This is a genomic window from Nocardioides sp. AN3 (assembly GCF_054653495.1).
This window is the reverse complement of record NZ_BAAIGC010000117.1, coordinates 1-239: the sequence shown is the minus strand read 5'-3', so window position 1 is coordinate 239 and position 239 is coordinate 1. Positions and strand designations below refer to the sequence as shown.

Here is a 239-nt window from a genome sequence, read left to right as displayed (position 1 = left end):
CCGGCGCCGCCGTCTCCGGGGACGCCGTCACCTCCCCCATGCAAGGCACCATCGTCAAAGTCATCGTCGAAGACGGCCAGCAAGTCGCCGAAGGCGACCCCGTCGTCGTCATCGAAGCCATGAAGATGGAACAACCCCTCAAAGCCCACAAGAACGGCACCATCACCGGCCTGGCCGCCGAAGTCGGCCAAACCGTCACCAACGGCGCCGTCATCTGCGAGATCAAGGACTGAGCCGCG

Annotated in this window: 1 protein-coding gene; it reads left to right on the top strand. The window is 64.9% G+C overall.

Annotated elements, in window-relative coordinates; translation table 11 throughout:
* The coding region (locus ACYQ1K_RS28050) for a biotin/lipoyl-containing protein (protein ID WP_459986912.1) at positions 1 to 233 on the top strand (233 nt) is incomplete at its 5' end.
* Between the last annotated feature and the right edge of the window lie 6 nt (positions 234 to 239).